Raw genomic sequence first — 1,798 nt, 5'->3', positions numbered from 1 at the left:
CGGCGAATGGCATGCGCGGCCTTGTGCAACGCCACCAGCGAGCTCGAGCAGGCGGTATCGATCGGCAGGCTCGGCCCGTGCAAGTTCAGGAAGTACGAAATGCGATTGGGAATGAGCGCGGTGTGCGTCCCGGTGGAAACATGGCCTTCGATCGCATCGAGTGCATTGCCAAGGCGATCTTCATAGTCGAAATTGAACACCCCGATATACACGCCGGTGTTGCTTCCGCTGAACACCTTCGGGTCATAGCCGGCGTCTTCGATACATGCCCACGCCTGTTCCAGCATGATCCGCTGCTGCGGATCCATGACCTGGGCCTCGCGTGCCGAAATGCCGAAGAAATCGGCATCGAAGAACTCCACCCCATCGACAAAGCCACCCCACTTGCTGACGGACTTGTTCTTCTCGCGAGGATCAGTCGAATAGAACGCTTCCTTGTCCCAGCGGTTCTCGGGCACCTCGCTGATGCCGGACAACCCGCCGCTCAGGTTCTGCCAGAACTGCTCGTAGTTTTCCGCACCGGGGAAACGACAGGCCATGCCGACAATCGCGATAGGCCCGCCTTCATCGGTATGGATGGCGGCGTCATCGCTCGCGCCGCTGTTCGACAGAGACGCGTTTTCCCGGGGCGGTAACTGATGAGTGCTCATGCTGGTGCCTGTCCTGTGATGTGCTATTCGGGAAACGCTTGCTCATTGACCAAGGGAGCAGACGTAATCTGCATGGTCAGCGTTTCTGCCATGTGTTGCCCGTCGTAGGGCCGCGCCGTGGCGTTGGCGATAAGGGGAACGTTGGGGGTTGCGAACGAGAACTTGATGACGGTCCGCATGGGCGCATCGCGCACGGCGGAGCAGAAGTAGTCTTCTTGGAAGGCGTGCAGAACCTTCCCGCTGATGCAACGGATAGGGGGGATCTCGCCGCAACGCGCGCACCACGCCGTCCGCGTGACGCATCGCTTGCCGAAAGCCCGCGTCACCATCGAGTAGTTCAAGCCCCATCTGAAAATGATGCGAGCCCTGTCCTGAGAAAAGCCGTACATTCTTCACATGTAACGCACACATTTCGGGCCACAATCCCACCCCAAGGCACGCCATCCGCCAGGACGCTGGCAGGCGGGCGCAGGTGTGACGTGCGGCAGACTCGGCAAGCAGCCCTCCGGGGCATACGCGCAAACAGGCGCGTGGCGTCAGATGCATGGCGCGGAACAAACCACGCCGTCCATCTGGCGAGTCATGGACCCAGGAAAGGATGCCGTTGCTTTATTGCATTTTCCGCTTGCGGCGCGGACTAACTGACGCGCATCTCTTGGCGAAGCGAGAGATGCCGCATATTCGCCCAGACCTCACTGATGAACGCCAGGAAGGCCTCTTTCGAACCCTGCTTGCCAGCCTCCGCCCACCTGAGCGGCAAGGCCTTGATCAACGGCCGGATGGAATACTGCGTTTCCTGGTTGACCACCACTTCATACAGCGTTCCCGACTGAATCGAACGGTTGGACATGCACGCTCCTGCGAAAAAAATGTCATCGACCTGGCGGACGACGAACGCACTCACCACACGAAATTGGCCTGCTACGAAAACGCGAAGCGCGCCACGCGGATGCATGGCGATCTGATCTTGAATCCGTTTCAAGGCATGAACACAAGAGAGCCATGCAGACACAAATCCATTGCACTCATCGCCTGTATTCTTCGAGCACCACGGAGCGGCTTGTCAATAAGCAAGTTCTTGCGACTTGCCACAGGAGCGTGAAAACATCATCCCGCGTGACCTGCTCGCACGTACGCTTTGCTCATGC

At 59.0% G+C, this 1,798-nt stretch carries 3 protein-coding genes; all 3 read right to left on the bottom strand.

Annotation, left to right across the window (positions count from 1 at the left end):
- A partial coding sequence (locus tag OUZ52_RS22710; RefSeq protein WP_266160880.1) for a polyketide synthase occupies positions 1 to 650 on the bottom strand: 650 nt, incomplete at its 3' end.
- Between the two features lie 23 nt (positions 651 to 673).
- Complete coding sequence (locus tag OUZ52_RS22705; protein WP_266160879.1) at positions 674 to 991, bottom strand: hypothetical protein; 318 nt, start codon at positions 989 to 991, stop codon at positions 674 to 676.
- A 296-nt stretch (positions 992 to 1,287) separates the two neighbouring features.
- On the bottom strand, positions 1,288 to 1,500 hold the full coding sequence (locus OUZ52_RS22700) for an MbtH family NRPS accessory protein (RefSeq protein ID WP_266160878.1): 213 nt from the start codon (positions 1,498 to 1,500) through the stop codon (positions 1,288 to 1,290).
- Positions 1,501 to 1,798 lie beyond the last annotated feature (298 nt).

Source organism: Dyella silvatica (assembly GCF_026283955.1).
In the GTDB taxonomy this organism is placed as follows: domain Bacteria; phylum Pseudomonadota; class Gammaproteobacteria; order Xanthomonadales; family Rhodanobacteraceae; genus Dyella_C; species Dyella_C silvatica.
The sequence above is the reverse complement of the archived record's forward strand: the minus strand, read 5'-3'. Positions and strand labels throughout refer to the sequence as shown.